General features: G+C 73.5%; 17 protein-coding genes. 14 read left to right on the plus strand and 3 right to left on the minus strand.

What is annotated here, in order from left to right; translation table 11 throughout:
- Positions 1-3 precede the first annotated feature (3 nt).
- Together QZV97_RS13015 and QZV97_RS13020 are read right to left on the minus strand one after the other, a co-directional pair.
- Positions 4-1083 carry a histidine kinase gene (locus QZV97_RS13015; RefSeq protein ID WP_295642646.1) on the minus strand — a complete coding sequence of 360 codons (1080 nt, stop codon included), beginning with the start codon at positions 1081-1083 and terminating at the stop codon, positions 4-6.
- Between the two features lie 47 nt (positions 1084-1130).
- Positions 1131-1544, minus strand: a complete 414-nt coding sequence (locus tag QZV97_RS13020; protein WP_295642650.1) for a DUF2306 domain-containing protein — start codon at positions 1542-1544, stop codon at positions 1131-1133.
- A 304-nt stretch (positions 1545-1848) separates the two neighbouring features.
- Here QZV97_RS13020 and QZV97_RS13025 point away from each other — a divergent pair, with 304 nt between their 5' ends.
- The 14 genes from QZV97_RS13025 to QZV97_RS13090 all read left to right on the plus strand — a co-directional run bounded on the left by QZV97_RS13025 (position 1849) and on the right by QZV97_RS13090 (position 14618).
- Positions 1849-2136: a phosphopantetheine-binding protein gene (locus QZV97_RS13025; protein WP_295642693.1), complete on the plus strand. Its 288-nt coding sequence runs from the start codon at positions 1849-1851 to the stop codon at positions 2134-2136.
- Positions 2136-2765, plus strand: a complete 630-nt coding sequence (locus QZV97_RS13030) for a hypothetical protein (RefSeq protein ID WP_295642652.1) — start codon at positions 2136-2138, stop codon at positions 2763-2765. Before QZV97_RS13025 ends, QZV97_RS13030 begins: the two co-directional genes overlap by 1 nt.
- On the plus strand, positions 2765-4144 hold the full coding sequence (locus QZV97_RS13035) for an AMP-binding protein (protein ID WP_295642654.1): 1380 nt from the start codon (positions 2765-2767) through the stop codon (positions 4142-4144). The genes QZV97_RS13030 and QZV97_RS13035 overlap by 1 nt, the downstream gene beginning before the upstream one ends.
- Entirely contained in the window at positions 4141-4461 is a 321-nt protein-coding gene (locus tag QZV97_RS13040) for a 3-hydroxyacyl-ACP dehydratase (RefSeq protein WP_295642657.1), read from the plus strand. The genes QZV97_RS13035 and QZV97_RS13040 overlap by 4 nt, the downstream gene beginning before the upstream one ends.
- Positions 4458-5420, plus strand: a complete 963-nt coding sequence (locus QZV97_RS13045; RefSeq protein ID WP_295642660.1) for an acyl-CoA synthetase — start codon at positions 4458-4460, stop codon at positions 5418-5420. Before QZV97_RS13040 ends, QZV97_RS13045 begins: the two co-directional genes overlap by 4 nt.
- Positions 5410-6018 (plus strand): outer membrane lipoprotein carrier protein LolA, encoded by a 609-nt coding sequence (locus QZV97_RS13050; protein WP_295642662.1) that lies wholly within the window; start codon positions 5410-5412, stop codon positions 6016-6018. The genes QZV97_RS13045 and QZV97_RS13050 overlap by 11 nt, the downstream gene beginning before the upstream one ends.
- Entirely contained in the window at positions 6015-8429 is a 2415-nt protein-coding gene (locus QZV97_RS13055; RefSeq protein WP_366558906.1) for an MMPL family transporter, read from the plus strand. Before QZV97_RS13050 ends, QZV97_RS13055 begins: the two co-directional genes overlap by 4 nt.
- A gap of 81 nt (positions 8430-8510) precedes the next feature.
- A complete protein-coding gene (locus QZV97_RS13060) occupies positions 8511-9350 on the plus strand; it encodes a polysaccharide deacetylase family protein (protein ID WP_295642665.1) in 840 nt (279 codons plus the stop codon).
- Positions 9347-10153, plus strand: coding sequence for a class I SAM-dependent methyltransferase (locus QZV97_RS13065; protein WP_295642668.1), 807 nt, complete (start codon positions 9347-9349; stop codon positions 10151-10153). Before QZV97_RS13060 ends, QZV97_RS13065 begins: the two co-directional genes overlap by 4 nt.
- Positions 10150-11334 (plus strand): beta-ketoacyl-[acyl-carrier-protein] synthase family protein, encoded by a 1185-nt coding sequence (locus tag QZV97_RS13070; RefSeq protein WP_295642670.1) that lies wholly within the window; start codon positions 10150-10152, stop codon positions 11332-11334. The genes QZV97_RS13065 and QZV97_RS13070 overlap by 4 nt, the downstream gene beginning before the upstream one ends.
- Positions 11331-12113, plus strand: coding sequence for a beta-ketoacyl synthase chain length factor (locus QZV97_RS13075; protein ID WP_295642673.1), 783 nt, complete (start codon positions 11331-11333; stop codon positions 12111-12113). Before QZV97_RS13070 ends, QZV97_RS13075 begins: the two co-directional genes overlap by 4 nt.
- Positions 12110-12580 carry a hydroxymyristoyl-ACP dehydratase gene (locus QZV97_RS13080; RefSeq protein ID WP_295642676.1) on the plus strand — a complete coding sequence of 157 codons (471 nt, stop codon included), beginning with the start codon at positions 12110-12112 and terminating at the stop codon, positions 12578-12580. Before QZV97_RS13075 ends, QZV97_RS13080 begins: the two co-directional genes overlap by 4 nt.
- Positions 12577-13311, plus strand: a complete 735-nt coding sequence (gene fabG / locus QZV97_RS13085) for a 3-oxoacyl-ACP reductase FabG (protein ID WP_295642680.1) — start codon at positions 12577-12579, stop codon at positions 13309-13311. Before QZV97_RS13080 ends, fabG begins: the two co-directional genes overlap by 4 nt.
- Complete coding sequence (locus QZV97_RS13090) at positions 13308-14618, plus strand: cation:proton antiporter (protein WP_295642683.1); 1311 nt, start codon at positions 13308-13310, stop codon at positions 14616-14618. Before fabG ends, QZV97_RS13090 begins: the two co-directional genes overlap by 4 nt.
- Before the next feature lie 101 nt (positions 14619-14719).
- Here QZV97_RS13090 and QZV97_RS13095 read toward each other — a convergent pair.
- On the minus strand, positions 14720-15445 hold a 726-nt coding region (locus tag QZV97_RS13095; RefSeq protein ID WP_295642687.1), incomplete at its 5' end, for a hypothetical protein.

Raw genomic sequence — 15445 nt, forward strand, 5'->3', positions numbered from 1 at the left:
CGTTCAGGCTCCGAGGGGCAGGGTGATCGTGGCCAGGGTGCCACCGCCCGGCGCCGAAGCGAGCGTCAAGGAGGCGGCGTCGCCGTAGAGCGTGGCGAGCCGTTCGCGCACCTGGGTCGTGCCGAAGCCGGTGCCGGCCGACGCCCGTGCCGCCTCCAGGCCGATGCCGGTGTCGTGCACGCTCAGGTGCAGGCGGTCGCCGTCGCGCCAGGCCCGCAGCGCGATGCGGCCGCCGGGGCGGTGCGGCTCGATGCCATGCTGGATCGCGTTCTCGAGCAGCGGCTGCAGCAGCAGCGGCGGCACCGGCTGCGCGGCCAGCTCCGGCGGCAGGTCCAGCGTGCTGGCCAGCCTGTCGCCCAGGCGCACCTGCATCAGCGCCAGGTAGTCGGCACTGCGCTCGAACTCGGCCGCCAGCGGGTGCAGCGAGGCGCGGCTCGCCGCCAGCGTGCTGCGCAGGAAGGCGATCAGGTGGTCCAGCATCGCCTGCGCCCGCGGCGGGTCGAGCGCGATCAGCGCACGCAGGTTGGCCAGGGTGTTGAACAGCATGTGCGGCTCGAGCTGCGATTCCAGCAGCTTGAGCTGGGTGTCGGCCGCGAGGCGCTGCGCCGCCTCGGCCCGGGCCTGGGCCGAAGCCAGGCGTCCGCGCATCCAGAAGAAGGCCGTCGCGATGCAGGCGACCGTCAGGCTGATCGTCAACGAGGCCACCGCGGAGGCGGCGCTGCCGAACTTCCAGGGCATCGGCAGGCCCTTGCCGCTGAGCGCGTTGCCGATGCTCGCGCCCAGCGTGTAGCCGGCCGTCGTGCCGAACACGATCACGACGCTCATCCACGGCCAGCCGGGCCAGCGGCCCGCGGCATGCCCGTGTCGGGCCTGCCACCGCCATGCCCAGTCCGGGGCGATGCGCCGGCCGCCCTCGATCAGGCCCAGGCAGCTCATGCCGATGGCGAACGAGTACACCAGATTGGCCGCCAGGTCGCGCCCGCCGCGCAGCCCGGTGAGGACGAGCGCGACGCCCAGGCACATCAGCACCCCGAGGATCAGGGTGCGCTTCAGGTCGTCGACGGCGGGGGCGGTGGGAGCCATGGGCGTGAAGGTCGTGGTGCTCGGGGGGACTCGGGGTTGGGGCCGGCTCACATCCACCCCAGCCAATCGTGCCAGACCAGCATGCCGAGCCGGCGCGTCGGCAGCAGCGAGAACAGCGCGGCGATCACGACGCCGTTGTACGCGAACAGGATGGCCCGGCGGTGCGCCCTGATGTTGCGGCGCGAGATGTGCCACATCGCCATCGCGATGCCGCCGACGGTCAGCACCACCAGCAAGTGCACGGGCGTGTAGCCGGCGATGTTGGGCAGGCGGTAGTCGCGGATCGCCATGGCAGACAACGCCGCGCCCAGCATCAGCGTCACCCAGGCATAGCCGGTGGCACGGTGCCAGCGGCTGCCCTTGCGGATCAGCATCGCGACCGGCCCCAGGACCAGGGCGGCCAGCGCCAGCACCAGGTGGACGGCGATCAGCGGCGGCATGTGGGTGAGGGTGCTGGGCATGTCGGGCTCCTGGAAGGCGGGATCGCTCCCGATGGCCGGCATCGTCGGGCGCCGGCCCGGGCCGGCCCAGCGGCATGCGACGGCCGGCATCCCGGCGTCGCCGGATGCGCCGGACGCGGCGCGAGATGCGGCCCGGGGAGGGGCCGCTGTGAGGGGCCGCTGTGAGGGGCTTCACGCGACCCGTGGGCCCGTCGGCCGGGGGGCGTGGCGCGGCCGGTCGGATGGCAGTGCCCTCGTACAATCGCCCGGCTGTTTCCAGACCATCAAGAACAGGGATCCCTCCGTGAATTCGCCCGCTCAAGCCCTGCGGCCCGATGCCGGCGCCCCGGCCGGGCAGTCCGCGCCCGAGCGCGAGCTCGCCGAACTGCTGGTCCAGGCGCTGAACCTCGAGGTCGCCCCGGCCGAGATCGACCCCACCGCGCCGCTGTACGGCGACGGCCTGGGCCTGGACTCGATCGACATCCTCGAGGTCGCGCTCGAGGTCTCGCGGCGCTACGGCTTCCAGCTGCGTTCGGACGACGAGAACAACGTCGTCATCTTCCAGTCGCTGCGCAGCCTGGCGGCCCACGTGGCCCAGCACCGCACGCTGTAATGCCCGACTGGCGTCTGGTCCTCGGGCTGCTGGCGGCAGCGGCCTACGCCTTGCTCTCGCACGGGCTGATGCTCCATGCGGCGGACCGCCCCTGGGCCGTGGCCGCGTTGCTGGGTCCGCTGCTGCTGGCCGGCCTGGGCTTCGCGCTGAAGCGCCGCAACCTGCCGGCCGTGGCGCTGATGCTGCTGGCCGGCGCCGGCCTGCTGGTGGCGGTGGCGCGCGGCGGCATCGGCCCGGTCAACCGGCTCTACGTCGCCCAGCACGTGGGCATCCATCTGGCGCTGTGCGCGAGCTTCGGCCTGACCCTGTGGCGCAGCCCGCTGTCGCTGATCGGGCAGATCGCACAGCGCGTGCACGGCAGCATCACGCCGGCCATGGTGGCCTACACGCGCCGCGTGACCGCCGTCTGGACCGGTTACTTTGTCGGCATGGCGCTGCTGTCCCTGTGGGTCTACGCGAACCACTCGTGGGACAGCTGGTCGCTGCTGGCCAACCTGATCACGCCGCTGGCGATCGGCGGCCTGTTCGTCGGCGAATACCTGCTGCGCTACCGCCTGCATCCGGAGTTCGAGCGCAGCACGCTGATGAGTGCGGTGCGCGCCTACAGCCGGCCGCGGACCATCCCCTGATGGACACCACGCTGCCGCTGCTGGCCGCGGTCGATCTCGACGCCCCGGTCGCGTGGCGGCAGGGCGAGGCGATCAGCGCACGGCGCTTCCTGGCCGATGCGCGCGCCGAGTCCGCCCGCCTGCCCGGTGCCGGCCCGATGGTCAACCTGTGCGGCGACCGCTACCGCTTCGCCGTCGGCCTGGGCGCGGCGCTGATGCGCGGCCACACCAGCCTGCTGCCGCCGAACGCGCTGCCCGACACGCTGGCGCGGCTGCGCGGCGCGCACGCCGGCCTGTACGGCTACACCGACGACGCGGCACTGGCCGTGACCGGCCTGCCGATGCTGCAGGCGGCCCCCATGACGCCGGACGCAGCGACGGACGCAGCGACGGACGCGACGATCCCCCGCCTGGCCGCCGACCTGCAGGCCGCCTGCCTGCTGACGTCCGGCTCGACCGGCCAGCCCCAGCCGCATGCCAAGACCTGGGGCCAGATCGTCGTCAACATCCGCGCCGAGGCCGAGCGCCTGGCCGACTTCCTGGAGCGGCCGACGCTCGCCGGCGTGAACCTCGTCGCCACCGTGCCGGCCCAGCACAGCTACGGCTTCGAGTCCAGCGTGCTGCTGGCCCTGCTGGGCGGCGCGGCCTTCGACAGCGGCCGGCCCTTCTACCCCGCTGACGTGGCCGCGGCCCTGGCCCGCCTGCCGCGCCCGCGCATGCTGGTGACGACGCCCTTCCACCTGAAGACGCTGCTGCTGTCCGAGGTGGCGTTGCCGCCCACCGACCTGGTGCTGTGCGCGACGGCGCCGCTGTCGCCGCAGCTGGCGCTGCAGGCCGAGCGTGTGTTCGGCGGCCCGCTGGTCGAGATCTACGGCTGCACCGAGGCCGGCCAGGTCGCGACCCGCCGCACCGTGCACGGCGAGACCTGGCGCACCTTCGGCGCGCTGCGCCTGAAGCGCGAGACCGACGGCGCGCAGGAGCGCTTCATCGTCGAGGGCGGCCACGTGGCGGAGCCGACGCCGCTGTCCGACGTGCTGCAGCTCGAGAGCGCCCAGCGCTTCCGGCTGCTGGGCCGTGCCAACGACCTGATCCACGTGGCCGGCAAGCGCAGCTCGCTGGCTCACCTGAACCACCATCTCAACAGCATCGACGGCGTGGTCGACGGCGCCTTCTGGATGCCCGACGAGGTGGCCGACGGCATCGTGCGGCCGATCGCCTTCGTCGTGGCGCCGGGCCTGGGCGCGGCGCAGCTCGTCGCGGCGCTGCGCGAACGCCTCGAGCCGCAGTTCGTGCCGCGGCGCATCGTGCACGTCGACGCGCTGCCGCGCGAGGCGACCGGCAAGCTCACGGCCGAGTCGCTGCGCCGCTTCGCGCTCGAGAAGCTGGGAGCGGTCTCGTGAGCGTGCCCGTGCTGCGCGTCGACCGCGAGATCGCGGCCGACCATCCGGCCTTCGCCGGGCACTTTCCGGGGCGGCCGCTGCTGCCCGGCGTGCTGCTGCTGGCCGAGGTGATGGAGGTGCTGGCCGCACACCCCGCGCTGGCGGCCCGCGTCGGACCGCGGCCGACGCTGAACGCCGCCAAGTTCTTCGCGCCGGTCGGCCCCGGCAGCCGGATCAGCGTCGAGCTGCACGACGAGCCGCGCGGCCTGCGCTTCGAGATCCTGCGCGGCGAGGTGCTGGCGGCGACCGGCCAGTTCGCGCCGGTCGCGCCCGCATGAAGCCCGCCGCCGCACCGCCGCCCGCGGCCGCCGCCGCGGGGGCCGCGGACTGGTCGCAGGCGCCCGAGCGCAGCAACGCCTTCGCGCTGCGCGTGATGAGCTGGATCGCGCTGCGTTGCGGGCGTCGCGTCGCGCGCTGGGTGCTGCATCCGATCACGCTGTACTTCGTGCTGTTCGCGCCCGGTCCGCGCCGCCAGTCGCGGCGCTACCTCGGCCGCGCGCTCGGCCGCGAGGCCGGCTGGATCGACGGCTACCGCCAGGTCTTCGCCTTCGCGTCGACCATCCTCGACCGCGTCTACTTCCTCGGCGACCGCATGGACCTGTTCGACGTGCGCGTGGTCGGTGCCGAACAGGTCGACGTGGCGCTCGAAGCCGGCCGCGGCGCCTTCCTCGTCGGGGCGCATGCCGGCAGCTTCGAGGCGCTGCACGTGGTCGGCCGTCACCACGCCGGCCTGCGCATCGCGATGGTCATGTACCCCGACAACGCGCGCCTGATCAACGCCGCGCTGGCGGCGGTCGCGCCGCACTACCGGCCCGCGATCATCCCGCTGGGCCGCATGGACTCGATGCTCGCGATCCGCGACTGGCTCGACGCCGGCGGACTGGCCGGCATGCTGGCCGACCGCTCCCTGCCCGAGGCCGATGCGGCGCGCAGCGGCCAGCACACGCTGCCCTTCCTGGGCCGGGACGCGGTCTTCGCCGATGGCCCGTTCCGCCTGGCCCTGCTGCTGAAGCGGCGCGTCTTCTTCATGGCCGGCCTCTACCTCGGCGGCAGGCGCTACGAGGTGCGCATCGAGCCGCTGGCCGACTTCAGCACGCCGACCGGTGGCGCGGCCGAGCGCGAACGACTCATCGCCGACGCGCTGGGGGCCTACGTGCAACGACTCGAGGCGCTGTGCCGCGAGCATCCGTACAACTGGTTCAATTTCCATGACTTCTGGCGCGAAGATGGGGCCTGAGATCGCGCGGCGCGAGCTCGCGCGCGGCCTGGCGGCCTGCCTGCTGCTGCCGCTGACCGGCGGCGCGCAAGCCTTCGACCTGCCCGAGCTGATGAGCCTGCTGGCGCGGCGCAAGAGCGGCGAGGCGCGCTTCACCGAGCAGCGTTTCGTGCAGGGCTTCGACGCGCCGCTGGAGTCGAGCGGCACGCTGGCCTTCACCGCGCCCGACCGCTTCGAGCGCCGAACGCTGCAGCCGCGCGCCGAGGCGATGGTGGTCGACGGCAACACGCTCACGCTGACGCGCAGCGGCCGCAGCCGCCAGCTGGTGCTCGACGCGACGCCCGAACTGCAGCCGCTGGTCGAGGCGCTGCGCGGCACGCTCAGCGGCAACGGCGCGGTGCTGTCGCGCTACTTCCGCAGCGCGCTTTCGGGCAGCGCGGAGCAGTGGACGCTGGAGCTGCGCCCGTTGCAGACGCGCATCGGCGAGTCGCTGCGCAGCCTGCGCCTGGCCGGGCGGCGCGACGAGCTCGTGCGCGTGGAGATGGACTTCGCCGGCGGCGACCGGTCGGTGATGACCATCGTGCCGCGGGCCGCGCCCGGCCCGGCCTCGTCGCCGTGACGCCGGCCTCGTCACCGCGCGCGCGCGGCGCGGCGGCGCTGCTGCTGTGGCTCGCCGTCATGGGCATCGCCGTGCTGGTGATCGCCCGCGGCCGCTTCGACACCGACCTCTCGGCCTTCCTGCCGGCGCGGCCCGACGCGCAGCAGCGCCTGCTGATCGAGCAGCTGCAGGACGGCGTCGCCGCGCGCACGCTGCTGGTCGGCATCGAGGGCGGCGATGCGGCGCAGCGCGCCGCCGCCTCGCGCCAGCTGGCCGCGGCGATGCGTGCGAGCGGGCGCTTCGAGCAGGTGCAGAACGGAGACCGAGGCGGCGAACGCGACGCCGCCGGCGACGAGCTCGCGGCCAGCGCCGACTGGGTCGTCGCGCACCGCTACCAGCTCAGCCCCGCGGTCAATGCCGAGCGCTACAGCGTCGCCGGCCTGCGCGACGCGATCGACGAGACGCTGTCGCTGCTGGGCACACCGGCCGGGCAGGCGGTGAAGCCGCTGCTCGAACGCGACCCGACCGGCGAGACGCAGCGCATCGTCGAGGGCCTGATCCCGTCGAGCGCGCCGCGCAGCGAAGAGGGCGTCTGGGTCGGCCGCGGCACGCCGCGCGCGCTGCTGCTGGCGATGACCCGCGCGCCCGGCGCCGACCTCGACGCGATGCAGGCCAGCATCGCGGTCATCCGCGGCGCCTTCGAGGCGCAGACGACAGCGGACGCGCCGGCCTTGACGCTGCAGCTCAGCGGGCCGGGCGTGTTCTCGGTGCTGAGCCGCGAGCGCATCGAGCGCGAGGTCAAGCAGCTCGCCGCTGTCGGCGTGCTGGTGATGGGCGGCCTGCTGCTGCTGGCCTTTGCGTCGCTGCGTGCGCTGGGCGTCGCGATGCTGCCGGTGCTGACCGGCATCGCCTTCGGCGTGGCCGCGGTGATGCTGGCCTTCGGCAGCGTCCACGGCATCACGCTGGCCTTCGGCAGCACGCTGATCGGCGAGGCCGTCGACTACGCGATCTACTACCTGATCCAGGCCCGGCCGCGGTCGGCCGCCGACCCTGCCGGGAGCGGCTGGCGCCACTGGCGCGACGACAACTGGCCCACCGTGCGGCTGGGCCTGCTGACCTCGGTGTGCGGCTTCGCGGCGCTGCTGTTCTCGGGTTTCCCGGGTCTGGCGCAGCTGGGCGCGTTCTCGGTGGCCGGGCTGTGCGGCGCAGCGCTGGCGACGCGCTGGCTGCTGCCGCAGCTGCTGCCCGACGGCGCCGGTGCGTCCGGCCTGCGCGCATCGCTGGGCCGCATCGCCGGCCGGCCGCTGCGCGCGCTGCCGCGCTGGCGGCCGCTGTTCCTGCTGCTCGGCGTGGTCGCGGCGCTGCTGCTGGTGCTGCGCGAGGCGCCGCTGTGGCGCGGCGACCTCGGCTCGCTCAGCCCGGTGCCGCGGTCGCAGATCGAGCTCGACGAATCGCTGCGCGCCGACCTCGGCGCCGGCGACGCGCGCACGCTGGTGGTGGCCACCGCGCCGGACCCGCAGGCCGCGCTGCGTGCCGCCGAAGCGGCGTCTGCGCGGCTCGACGCGCTGGTGGCGCAAGGCCTGCTGGCCGGCTACGAGACGCCGACGCGCATCCTGCCCAGCATTGTGACCCAGCAGGCGCGCCTGGCCAGCCTGCCCGACGCCGACCTGCTGCGCGCCCGGCTGGCCGAGGCGACCGCCGGCGGGCCGCTGAAGGCCGAGCGGCTGCAGCCCTTCATCGCCGAGGCGCAGGCGGCGCGCGGCGCCCCGCCGGTCGCGCGTGCCGACCTGCCGCCCGGTCCGCTGGCGACCGCGGTCGACGCCCAGCTGGTGCCGCGCACCGGCGGCGGCTGGTCGGTGCTCATGCCCCTGACGGCGCCGCCCGGGGCGGTGGACGGCGTCGACACGCCGCGCGTGCGCGAGGCACTGCGCGGTCTGGACGGGGTCGACGCGATCGACATCGGCGGTGCGCTGCGCGGGCTCTATGCGAACTACCTGCACGAAGCCTTCGTGCAGGCCGCGCTCGGCGCGCTGGCCGTCGTGGCGCTGCTGGCGGCCTGGCTGCGGTCGGGCCGCCGCCTGCTGGCCGTGTGCCAGCCGCTGGCGCTGGCGCTGCTGCTCACGCTCGGCGGCCTGGCGTTGTTCGACGTGGCGCTCGGCATCCTGCACCTGGTCGGGCTGCTGCTGGTCGTTGCGGTCGGCTCCAACTACGCGCTGTTCTTCGACCAGCTTGGCGGCGCCGCGTCGGCCGACGACGACACGCTGGCCTCGCTGCTGCTGGCCAACCTCACGACGGTGGCGTCGTTCGGGCTGATCGCGCTGTCGGAGATCCCGGCGCTGTCGGCCATCGGCCGGGTGGTCGCGCCGGGCGCGCTGCTGGCGCTGCTGCTGTCGGCGGCGTTCGCCTCGACCCCTCGCCCGGGTATGCGCTGAACGCTGCCCTTTGGGGCATGTGGGAAAATTCTGCCTGCAGTCCCCATCCCCGCGGCCCGCTGGCCGGTCCGCATCCCCCGAATGTCCGTCGCCACCTCTTCCGGCAGCCCGTGGACCATGCCGCCGCTGCTGCGTGCCAGCTTCGGCCTGCACGCGCTGGCCGCCGGCGCCGCAGTGGCCGTGCCCGACGCGGCGCCCTGGGCCCTGGGCAGCGTCGTCGCCAACCACGCGGCGCTCACCGCCGCCGGCCTGTGGCCGCGCAGCCGCTGGCTCGGCCCCAACGTCACGCAGCTGCCGGCCGGCCGTGCCGCGCGCGGCGAGATCGCGCTGACCATCGACGACGGTCCCGACCCCGAGGTCACGCCGCGCGTGCTGGACCTGCTGGACGCACAGGACGTGCGAGCCACCTTCTTCTGCATCGCCGAACGTGCCCGCGAGCACGCGGCGCTGACGCGCGAGATCGTCGCGCGCGGCCACAGCGTGCAGAACCACAGCCTGGCGCATCGCCACAACTTCTCGCTGCTGGGGCCGCGCGGCTACGAGGCCGAGCTGTCGCGCGCCCAGCAGCTGCTGGCCGACCTGACCGGGCAGCGGCCGACCTGCTTCCGCGCGCCGGCCGGCCTGCGCAATCCCTTCCTCGACCCGGTGCTGCATCGCCTCGGCCTGCACCTGGTCAGCTGGACGCGGCGCGGCTTCGACACGCGCGAGCGCAGCGCCGACCGCGTCCTCGCGCGCCTCACACAGCGGCTCGCGGGCGGCGACATCCTGCTGCTGCACGACGGCCACGCCGCACGCGCGGCCAGCGGCCGCCCGGTGCTGCTGGACGTGCTGCCGCTCCTGCTGGCGCAGGCCCGCGCCGCCGGGCTGCACTGGGTGACGCTGGCCGAGGCCTTGCCGCCGCGCGGCACCGCATCCGCATGAACGGACCCGACTTCACCCGGCTCGCGCCGGCCGCTGCCACCGCCACCGCCGCGGTCGACGAGGACAGCGCCTGGCACCACCTGCGCGACGCCGCGGCCGAGCCCTACCGCAGCGCCGGTCGCTTTGCCTGGCACTTCGCGCGCGGCAAGCTGGGCCGCGACCCGGTGTTCCGTGCGCTGGTCGAGCGCGGCGACCTGTCGCAGCAGGCCCGCGTGCTGGACATCGGCTGCGGACAGGGGCTGCTGGCCAGCCTGCTGGCGGCCGCCAGTGCGCAGCAGGCCGGCGGGCGCTGGCCGATGTCCTGGCCGATGGCACCGGGTGCGGTGCACTACACCGGCATCGAGCTGATGCCGCGCGACATCGCCCGCGCGCAGTCGTCGCTGCGGGGGCTGCAGCCGCTGCCGCAGTTCGCCTGCGCCGACATGCGCGAGGCCGCGCTGCCGCCGTGCGACGCGGTCGTGATCCTGGACGTGCTGCACTACGTCGACCACGCCAGCCAGGAGAACGTGCTCGGCCGCGTCCGCGAGGCCCTGCGCGCCGGCGGGTCGGCGCGCGCGCGCCTGCTGCTGCGCGTCGGCGACGCCGCCGATCGCCGCGGCTACGCCGTCAGCCAGTGGGTCGATCGCTGGGTCACGCGCGTGCGCGGCCATGGCGTCGCGCCGACCTGGGGCCGGCGGCTCGACGACTGGATCGCCCTGCTGGTGCGCCTGGGCTTCGCGGTCCAGACGCTGCCGATGAGCCGCGGCACGCCGTTCGCGAACGTGCTGCTGGTGGCGGAGTTGCGGGACGGGGTGGCGTCGTGAAGCCGCTCGCTGTCAGTGACTACACCGTGGTCTCGGCGCTCGGGGCGGGGCGCGATGCGACCGTCAGTGCGCTGCGCGAGGGCCGCAGCGGCCTCGCGCGCAAGCCCTTCGAGACCGTCGCGCTCGACACCTGGATCGGCGAGGTCGACGGCGTCGACGGGCAGCGGCTGCCGCCGGCACTGGCCGAGTTCGACTGCCGCAACAACCGGCTCGCGCTGCTGGGCCTGCAGGCCGACGGCTTCGCGGCCAGCGTGGCGGTCGCGCGTGAGCGCCTGGGCCCGCAGCGCATCGGCGTCTTCGTCGGCACCAGCACCTCGGGCATCCTGCAGACCGAGCTGGCCTACCGCCGCCGCGACCCGGCGACCGGCGCGCTGCCGGCCGACTTCCGCTACGCGCAGACCCACAACACCGGGTCGGTCGCGGCCTTCGTGCGCCAGGCGCTCGACTTGCGCGGCCCGGCCGTCGTCGTGTCGACCGCCTGCTCGTCCAGCGCCAAGGTCTTCGGCAATGCGGCGCGGATGATCGCGCTGGGCCTGATCGACGCGGCCGTGGTCGGCGGCGTCGACAGCCTGTGCCTCACCACGCTCTACGGCTTCAACTCGCTCGAGCTGCTGTCGCCCGACATCTGCCGGCCCTGGGATGCCGCACGGCGCGGCCTCTCGCTGGGCGAGGCCGCGGCCTTCGCGCTGCTGGAGCGCGACGCGACGCGGCCGCGCGCCTGGCTGCGCGGCGTCGGCGAAAGCAGCGACGGCCACCACATGAGCAGCCCGCACCCCGAAGGCGCCGGCGCCGCCGAGGCGATGCGCGGCGCGCTGGCCGATGCGGGCGTCGGCCCCGAGGCCATCGACTACCTCAACCTGCACGGCACCGCCACGCCGAACAACGACGCCGCGGAAGACCTGGCGGTGCAGGCCGTGTTCGGCGAACGCCTGCCCTGCAGCTCGACCAAGGGCGCGACCGGCCACACGCTGGGCGCGGCCGGCGGCGTCGAGGCGGCGATCGCGATGCTGGCGCTGGAACACGGCTTCATGCCCGGCGGCCTGAACCGCCAGCAGCCCGACGACGCATTGCGCAGCCGCTATCTCGACGCAGGCCGCGAGGCGCCGCTGGCGATGGTGGCCAGCAACTCCTTCGGCTTCGGCGGTTCCAACGCCTGCCTCGTGTTCGGGGTGGCGCCGTGATCGCGGTCAGCGTCGCGGGCATCGGGCTGCTGGGGCCTGGCCTGCCCGACTGGGCGTCGGGCCGGGCCTTGCTGAGCGAACCGGCGGACTGGCGCTTCACGCCGACCGCGCTGCCGTCGCCGATGCGGCTGCCGCCGGCCGAGCGCCGCCGCGCCGGCGCGATCGTGAAGGTGTCGCTCGCGGTGGCCGACCAGGCCTGCGCCCAGGCCGGCGTCGATCCGGCCCGGCTGGCGACGGTGTTCACCGCGTCCAGCGGCGACGCCGGCAACTGCCACGCGCTGTGCGAGTCGCTGGCGACGCCGGAGCGCGCCGTGTCGCCGACGCGCTTCACCAACTCGGTCCACAACGCCGCGGCCGGCTACTGGCACATCGCGACCGTGAGTCGCGCCCCGTCGACCAGCCTGTGCGCGCACGACGCCAGCTTTGGGGCCGGCCTGCTGGAAGCCGCCGCGCAATGCGTCGCGCAGGCGCGCCCGGTGCTGCTGGTGGCGGCCGACGTGCCCTATCCCGAGCCGCTGCACAGCGCGCGGCCGCTGCCCGATGTCTTCGGCGTGGCCTTGCTGCTGACGCCGGCTTCGGACGCGGCGCCTCGACTGCGCATCAGCCTGGCCGAGGCCGCGCCCGGCACCTGCGGCCACGACGGGCTGGATGCGCTGATGCGCCAGGTGCCTGCCGCGCGCAGCCTGCCGCTGCTGCAGGCGCTGGCGCGTGGGGCGTCGACCCGGCGGGTGATCGACTACCTCGATCCGCTGGGGCTGGCGGTGGAGCTGCAAGCGTGAGCAGTCCGGCCGTTCTTGATCGTGCCGGCATCGCTGCACGCATCCCGCATCACGGCCGCATGTGCCTGCTCGACCGCCTGGTCGGCTGGACGCCCGAGCGCATCGAGTGCCGCGCCCGCAACCACCGCGACGCCGATCACCCGCTGCGCAGCGCCTCCGGGCTGCTGGCGCCCTGCGCGATCGAGTACGCGGCGCAGGCGATGGCGCTGCACGGTGGCCTGCTGGCGCCGCCGGCCGCGGGTGCGCGGCCCGGCTATCTGGCCAGCGTGCGCGGCGTGCGCCTCGCGGTCGCGCGGCTCGACGACATCGACGGCGAGCTGCAGGTCCGCGCCGAGCGTCTGGCCGGCGATGCGAACCAGGTGCTGTACGGCTTTGTCGTTGCGGACGAAGGCGGCCGCACGCTGGTCGAGGGGCGCGCCACGGTCGTGCTGAACACGCCGCTGCCGCTGGAGGTGGCCACTCCATGAGCAAGCCGCCGCGCCGGGCCCTCGTCACCGGCGCCAGCGGTGCGCTCGGCAGCGCGATCGCGCGGCGCCTGGCGGCCGACGGCTTCGCGCTCGTCCTGCATGCCAGCTCGCGGCCCGAGGCCGTGCAGGCGCTGGCGGCGGAGATCGCCGCGGCCGGCGGCCGCGCCGAGACCTGCGTCTTCGACGTCGCCGACGCGGACGCCGCCCGCGCGGCCTGCGAAGCGCTGCTGCTCGCAGGCCCGGTGCAGGTCATCGTCAACAACGCCGGCGTGCACGACGACGCCGTCTTCCCCGGCATGCGTGCGGCGCAGTGGCACCGCGTGATCGACGTGTCGCTGCACGGCTTCTTCCACGTGACCCAGCCGCTGCTGCTGCCGATGCTGCGCACGCGCTGGGGCCGCATCGTCAACGTCTCGTCGGTCGCGGCGCGCACCGGCAACCGCGGGCAGACCAACTACGGCGCTGCCAAGGGCGCGCTGGAGGCCGCGACGCGCTCGCTGGCGCTGGAAGTGGCGAGCCGCGGCGTCACCGTCAACGCGGTGGCGCCGGGCATCATCGCCTCGCCGATGGCCGACGCGGTGTTCGACGCGCAGACCATCGCCCGGCTGGTGCCGCTGGGCCGTGCGGGCCGGGCGGAAGAAGTGGCCGACCTCGTCGGCTTCCTGGCTGGCGATGCCGCGGCCTACATCACCGGCCAGGTGCTGCCGATCAACGGCGGCATGACGCCATGAGCGGCGCACCCCCGTCGTCGCTGCACGCCACCGAGCAACTGCTGTTCGCGATCCTGCTGCAGCTGGCCGTCATCGTGCTGGCCGCACGCGCCGGCGGTGCGCTGGCGCGGCGCTGCGGCCAGGCGGTGGTGGTCGGCGAGATCGTGGTCGGCATCCTGCTGGGGCCGTCGCTCTTCGGCGCGCTGGCGCCGGGGCTCTTCGAGCGCGTCGTCCTGTCGGCGCCGGCCCAGCCCATGGCCATCCTGTCGCAGATCGGCCTGCTGTTCCTGATGTTCCAGATCGGCATGGAGTTCGACTTCGGGCACCTGCGCGAGCGCACGCACCGGCGCGTGGTCGCCGCCGTCGCGACGGCCGGCGTCGTCGCGCCCTTCGTGCTGGGCATTGCGCTGGCGCTGGCCTGGCCGGAGAACCTGCGCACCGCCGCCGACCGCACGGCCTTCGCGCTCTTCATGGCGACCGCGTTCTCGATCACCGCGATGCCGGTGCTGGGCCGCATCCTGATGGAGTGCGACCTGACGAAGCGGCCGCTCGGCGTCATCGCCATCAGCAGCGCCGCGGTCAGCGACGTGGTCGGCTGGCTGCTGCTGGCGCTGGTCACCAGCCTCGCCGTCGCCGGTGCGCTGAGCTGGGCGGTGGCCTGGCGCTTCCTCGGCGTGCTGGCCTTCGCGGCGCTGGCCTGGTGGGTCGCGCGGCCGCTCCTTCTGAAGCTGCTGCGCAGCACCGCCGGCCCGGAGGCGGGGCAGGGCGACCCGCTGCCGCCGACGCTGATGGGCGCGGTCATCGCGCTGGTCTGCCTGGCCGGCATGGCGACCTATCAGCTCGGCGTGTTCGCCATCTTCGGCGGCTTCGTGATGGGCGTGCTGCTGCATCGCGAGCGCGCCTTCGCCACGGCCTGGGACGAGCGCGTGGGCCGCTTCGTCAACTTCTTCTTCCTGCCGATCTACTTCACCTACACCGGGCTGCGCACCGACATCGGCGGGCTGTCCGGCGCCTCGGCCTGGGGCTGGTGCGCGCTGCTGATCGCGCTGGCGACGCTGGGCAAGTTCGGCGGCTGCTGGGCCGCGGCGCGCTGGGCCGGCCTGGACGGCACGCGCGCGCGCATCGTCGGCATCCTGATGAACACGCGCGGCCTGATGGAGCTGATCGTCGTCAACGTCGGCTACGACCTCGGCGTGATCGGCCGCGAGACCTTCACGATGCTGGTGCTGATGGCGATCGTCAGCACGGTGGTGACGACGCCGCTGCTGCGGCGGTGGTTGGCGAGGCTGGAGGAGCGGGCGGTGCCGGGGGTAGTGGTGGCGCGCTAGCTGGAGCGGTGTTGGCGCGTCGAGCTGGACTCGAGCCTTCCGGCGTGAGGTGGATGTGTCAACGAGACCGGTACAAGCTCCGGGTCCGCTTGAAGGAAGGGTCAGGCACGGGTGATCTCCTTGATTACGATTGATGCCTTGCCTTGAATGTTGGATATCGCCCCGAGAACCGCGGCGTAGAGTGGCTTCCATTCCGGGAGATGCTTTGCGTGGAGGTTCTCCACTGCCTTGAGATCGTTCCCTACAGCTTGGGCCTTCTGAGCCATTCCAATAACCCAGGAGAAGGCCTCGCGTTGAGCGGCTACCAGAGCCAACGTTTCCTTCTCCAGCTCTGGAAAGTACAGCGCTGTGAGCTGGCTCACACGATCTGCCGGTGAAGGGAGATTCTTGTCCTCCTTCTTGAACATCCAGATTCCTCGCTGCTGATCCAACCAATGGTCTGTTGCGTGTGCCTGCTCCAGAAGCTCTTCCAGCTTTGTACGCCGAAGAGTTTTCCACTCTCTTGTTGCCCAGTCAGTGTGCGAAATTGCTGTCCGAACTTCTTCGGTTGCCTCGGTCGTCTTGCGAAGTTGTCGAAGAATCTCTTCAAGGTCAGCCTTGGTTGCGTAGGTCTCAGCTCGGCGACGAGCATAGTTGGCAACGTACGCTCCGAAGACAGAGCTAAGAAAAGTCAATGCGCCAAGGAGTGCATAAAGCGTCCAGTTCTCCAGGATTTGCTCTCTGAAGACCTGTATTGCAATCTCGCGGACTAGTTGATCTTGCATTGAGTGCCTAAGGAACGTCTGCACAACGCGCCGCGCGGTGCAGTTTGGAGCGACGTGATGGCG

This window comes from uncultured Methylibium sp. (assembly GCF_902826655.1).
In the GTDB taxonomy this organism is placed as follows: domain Bacteria; phylum Pseudomonadota; class Gammaproteobacteria; order Burkholderiales; family Burkholderiaceae_C; genus Methylibium.